Annotated in this window: 7 protein-coding genes and 1 tRNA gene; 3 read left to right on the plus strand and 5 right to left on the minus strand. The window is 67.7% G+C overall.

The window, feature by feature from the left end; all coding sequences use genetic code 11:
* Nucleotides 1–133: 133 nt before the first annotated feature.
* Genes greA through ACILRF_RS14895 form a run of 3 tightly spaced genes read right to left on the minus strand, consistent with a single transcriptional unit; the run spans nucleotide 134 to nucleotide 930 of the window.
* Nucleotides 134–613 carry a transcription elongation factor GreA gene (gene greA, locus ACILRF_RS14885; protein WP_395674251.1) on the minus strand — a complete coding sequence of 160 codons (480 nt, stop codon included), beginning with the start codon at nucleotides 611–613 and terminating at the stop codon, nucleotides 134–136.
* A gap of 1 nt (nucleotide 614) precedes the next feature.
* Nucleotides 615–797, minus strand: coding sequence for a DUF3606 domain-containing protein (locus tag ACILRF_RS14890; RefSeq protein ID WP_395674253.1), 183 nt, complete (start codon nucleotides 795–797; stop codon nucleotides 615–617).
* Nucleotides 798–801: 4 nt separating this feature from the next.
* Nucleotides 802–930 carry a hypothetical protein gene (locus ACILRF_RS14895; RefSeq protein ID WP_395674255.1) on the minus strand — a complete coding sequence of 43 codons (129 nt, stop codon included), beginning with the start codon at nucleotides 928–930 and terminating at the stop codon, nucleotides 802–804.
* 107 nt (nucleotides 931–1,037) lie between these two features.
* Here ACILRF_RS14895 and ACILRF_RS14900 point away from each other — a divergent pair.
* Nucleotides 1,038–1,122: transfer RNA gene (locus ACILRF_RS14900), tRNA-Leu, on the plus strand.
* Nucleotides 1,123–1,158: 36 nt separating this feature from the next.
* Here ACILRF_RS14900 and ACILRF_RS14905 read toward each other — a convergent pair.
* Nucleotides 1,159–1,509, minus strand: coding sequence for a DUF1428 domain-containing protein (locus tag ACILRF_RS14905; protein WP_395674257.1), 351 nt, complete (start codon nucleotides 1,507–1,509; stop codon nucleotides 1,159–1,161).
* Nucleotides 1,510–1,636: 127 nt separating this feature from the next.
* Here ACILRF_RS14905 and ispG point away from each other — a divergent pair, with 127 nt between their 5' ends.
* Together ispG and cobS are read left to right on the plus strand one after the other, a co-directional pair.
* The gene (gene ispG, locus ACILRF_RS14910; protein WP_395674259.1) at nucleotides 1,637–2,782 is read left to right on the plus strand and encodes a flavodoxin-dependent (E)-4-hydroxy-3-methylbut-2-enyl-diphosphate synthase; all 1,146 of its coding nucleotides are present in this window, start codon (nucleotides 1,637–1,639) and stop codon (nucleotides 2,780–2,782) included.
* Nucleotides 2,783–2,843: 61 nt separating this feature from the next.
* On the plus strand, nucleotides 2,844–3,845 hold the full coding sequence (gene cobS / locus ACILRF_RS14915; protein ID WP_395674261.1) for a cobaltochelatase subunit CobS: 1,002 nt from the start codon (nucleotides 2,844–2,846) through the stop codon (nucleotides 3,843–3,845).
* 82 nt (nucleotides 3,846–3,927) lie between these two features.
* Here cobS and ACILRF_RS14920 read toward each other — a convergent pair whose 3' ends face one another.
* Nucleotides 3,928–4,104: a DUF1328 domain-containing protein gene (locus tag ACILRF_RS14920; protein ID WP_395674263.1), complete on the minus strand. Its 177-nt coding sequence runs from the start codon at nucleotides 4,102–4,104 to the stop codon at nucleotides 3,928–3,930.
* Nucleotides 4,105–4,224: the final 120 nt, after the last annotated feature.

Here is a 4,224-nt window from a genome sequence, read left to right on the forward strand (position 1 = left end):
CCGGCTTCTTGCCGCGACGCGTTTCGGAAGTGATTTCCACGTTCTTCTCCATGGCCTCCCGAGCTTTGCCATGGCGGATTTGACGAGCGGTTAAACGGGAGGGCGAATTCAGCATTAACCGCAGCCTGGGGTTTCAATCCACCGCCAGGACCTCGACCGCCGAGCCGGCCACCATCGCCTCGTCGCCGACCGACTTGCCGAGCAGCGCCCGCGCCAGGGGCGCGACATAGGAGATCTTCCCCGCCGCCGGATCGGCCTCGTCCTCGCCGACGATCCGGAAGGCCTGTTCGCGCCCATCCTCGCGGCCGATCCGCACCGTGCGGCCGAACTGCACCTGGCCGGGGATCAGGGCCGGCTCGGTCAGCTGGGCGCTCGCCCGGCGCGCCGACCAGTAGCGCAGGTCCCGCGTCGCCCGCGCCATGGCCGTCCGGTCCGAGCTGACCCCGCCCGCCGCCTGCGCCGCCGAATAGGCCGCCCGCGCCTGCGCCAGCTCCGCCTCGATGGCCGCGAGTCCTTCGGCCGTGACCAGGTTCGCGTGCGGCGAGATCGGCCGGTCCGGCAGGTCGGCGGCCTGGGCCTCGTAGTCCTCTTCCCGCGTGAACGCGACGGCCATGCTAGCGCTTCTTGCCGAGCTCGGCGGCGATGTCCTTGGTCAGCCGGCCGACCTTGCGATGGGCGGCGACGATCTGGTCGCGCGTCACGCCCCAGCGCTTCATCCAGTACTCGACCGCCTGCCGCTCCGACAGGTCGAGCCGCTCCTTGTCGATGAACCCGCGTTTGTCCTTCAGACCCGCCATGCGCCTATTTCTTCATCCACGGCTTGGAAGCGCCCGCCGCCATGCCGGTGTTCCGGGTCGGGCTCAGTTTGGCGCCCGGCGCCTTCGGCTTGGCGTCCAGGGCCGCCTTCTTCAGGCGCAGGGCGCGCTGCATCGGGGTCTCGGCGGGGTCGTCTTTCGGGGAGGATGTCATCCGGACAGCCTAGCACATGTCCGGACGCGTTTGCGTCGCCGGCCGGTTGGGCTATGACGCGGGGCGCGGCCCCCTTGGCGGAATTGGTAGACGCAGGCGACTCAAAATCGCCCACCGAGAGGTATCCCGGTTCGAGTCCGGGAGGGGGCACCAGCCGCGCGATGCGGCTGGTGCGCAGAGCTCAGGGGCTCAGAGCTCCAGGATCGACTGGAAGCCGCCGAAGATCATCCGCTTGCCGTCGAACGGCATCTGGTCGGGCCCCTTCAGCCGCGGGTCGGCCATCACCTTGGCGTTGATCTCGTCCCGCTTCTGGCGGCTCTCGTAGGTGATCCAGGAGAACACCACGACCTCGTCGTCCTTGGCCTTCACGGCCATCGGGAAGGAGGTCACCTCGCCGTCCGGCACGTCGTCGCCGACGCATTCGACGTAGGACAGCGCTCCGTTCTCCATCCAGATCTCGCCCGCCTCGCGGGACACTTGCTTGTAGCGGTCGATGTTGGCCTTGGGCACCGCAACCACGAAACCGTCGACGTAGGGCATCGCGCGTTCTCCTTTGCTGTTCCCCGAGGAACGCACGACAGCACGCAAATCCGACAGCCGCATGTCGGAATCTTGCATCAGCGCCGGCCTTGGGCTTTGCCCGGAAACCGCCTATTTTGCAGCGCACATGAGCACCCTCGACCACACCCACGTCCGGCCGTGGCGGCGCATCGATCGGCGGCCGTCGCGCAAGATCCGCGTCGGATCGGTCGAGGTCGGCGGCGACGCGCCGATCACCGTCCAGTCGATGACCAACACCGTCACCGCCGACGCGGCGGCGACGATCGACCAGATCCGCCGCCTGGAAGATGCCGGCGCCGACATTGTCCGCGTCTCCTGCCCGGACGAGGACTCCACCGCCGCCTTCAGGACCATCGCGCGGGAAGCCAAGGTCCCGCTGGTCGCCGACATCCACTTCCACTACCGGCGCGGCATCGAGGCGGCGCAGGCCGGCGCGGCCTGCCTGCGGATCAATCCCGGCAACATCGGCTCGCCCGACCGGGTGCGCGAGGTCGTCCAGGCGGCGCGCGACCACGGCTGCTCCATGCGCATCGGCGTCAACGCCGGCAGTCTGGAGCGCGAGCTTCTGGAGAAGTACGGCGAGCCCTGCCCCGACGCCATGGTCGAGAGCGCGCTGAACCACGCCCGCATCCTCCAGGACCACGACTTCCACGAGTTCAAGATCAGCGTGAAGGCCTCCGACGCCTTCATGACCGTCGCGGCCTACCAGATGCTCGCCGAGGCCATCGACTGCCCCTTGCACCTCGGCGTCACCGAGGCCGGCGCCCTGCGGACCGGCACGGTGAAATCCGCGATCGGCCTGGGCAGCCTGCTGTGGGCCGGCATCGGCGACACCATCCGCGTCAGCCTGGCGGCCGATCCGGTGGAAGAGGTCAAGGTCGGCTTCGACATCCTGAAGTCGCTCGGCCTGCGCCACCGCGGCGTCAACATCATCGCCTGTCCGTCCTGCGCCCGGCAGGGTTTCAACGTCATCCAGACGGTGGAGGCCCTCGAACAGCGGCTGGCCCACGTCTCGACGCCGCTGTCGCTGTCGATCATCGGCTGCGTCGTCAACGGCCCGGGCGAGGCGCTGATGACCGACATCGGCTTCACCGGCGGCGGCAAGGGCGCGGGCATGGTCTATGTCGCCGGCCGTCCGGACCATAAGCTCGACAACGACCGCATGGTCGACCACATCGTCGAACTCGTCGAAGCCCGCGCCGCCGAAATCGAACGCGACAAGGCCGCCCGGGCCCTGGAAGCCGCCGAATAGGCGCTCAATAGCTTCCGGGCCCGCTTTCCCCGACCCCATTCAGCCTGTAATCGATCCCGCCATGGCCGCTTTCGACACCACCGACGACAAGCTCGTTTCCCTGGTCCCCGACCACACCGTCTCGGCGCGCGAGGTGTTCGGCGTCGACTTCGACATGAAGGTGCCCGCCTTCCGCGAGCGCGATCCGCATGTGCCGGAGATCGATCCCTCCTACCGCTTCGACCCGGAAACCACCCGCGCCATCCTCGCCGGCTTCGCCAAGGACCGCCGGGTGATGGTCCAGGGCTACCACGGCACCGGCAAGTCGACGCACATCGAGCAGGCGGCGGCGCGGCTGAACTGGCCGCTGGTCCGCGTGAACCTCGACAGCCACGTCAGCCGCATCGACCTCGTCGGCAAGGACGCCATCGTTCTGAAGGACGGCAAGCAGGTCACCGAGTTCCGTGAAGGCATGCTGCCCTGGGCCATCCAGCGGCCGATCGCCCTCGTCTTCGACGAATACGACGCCGGCCGCCCGGACGTGATGTTCGTCATCCAGCGGGTGCTGGAAGCCCAGGGCAAGCTGACCCTGCTCGACCAGAATCGGGTGATCCGGCCGAACCCGTGGTTCCGGCTGTTCTCGACCACCAACACCATCGGCCTCGGCGACACCACCGGCCTCTATCACGGCACCCAGCAGATCAATCAGGGCCAGATGGACCGCTGGTCGATCGTCACCACCCTCAACTACCTCGATCACGACATCGAGGCGGAGATCGTGCTCGCCAAGGCCCCGGCCTATCAGACCGCCGAGGGCAAGCGGACCATCGCCGCGATGGTCAAGGTCGCCGACATGACCCGCAACGCCTTCATGAACGGCGACATCTCGACGGTCATGAGCCCGCGGACCGTCATCACCTGGGCGCAGAACGCCGAGATCTTCGACGGCGACATCGCCTTCGCCTTCCGGCTGACCTTCCTCAACAAGTGCGACGAGCTGGAGCGCGGCACCGTCGCCGAATTCTTCCAGCGCGCCTTTGGGCAGGACCTGCCGGAAAGCACCACGCGCGTTCGGGTCGCCTGAGACCTCGGAAGGCCAGGGACGCAGACACGCAAACGCCCGCCCCCTTGCGAGGGCGGGCGTCTCGTTTCTCCGGCAAGTCCGGCTAGCGGGTGATCTTTCGTCCGGCCACGAGGCCCATGACGAGGAACACCAGGAAGCCGACGACGAACAGGAAGAACAGGATCTTCGCGATACCGGCCGAAGCGCCGGCGATGCCGCCGAAGCCAAGGGCGCCGGCGATCAGGGCGATCACCGCGAAGATCAGGGCCCATTTAAGCATGGACACTACTCCTCAGACTGCGAGCCCATCCTGAAGGCTCGGCGCACTAACGTCAGCTTGGCCGCACCCGTTCCGGACTTCCCTGTTTTGTGTCCGCGCCGGCTCATTTAAGACCCTTCC

This window comes from Phenylobacterium sp. (assembly GCF_044236515.1).
Taxonomy (GTDB): Bacteria; Pseudomonadota; Alphaproteobacteria; order Caulobacterales; family Caulobacteraceae; genus Phenylobacterium.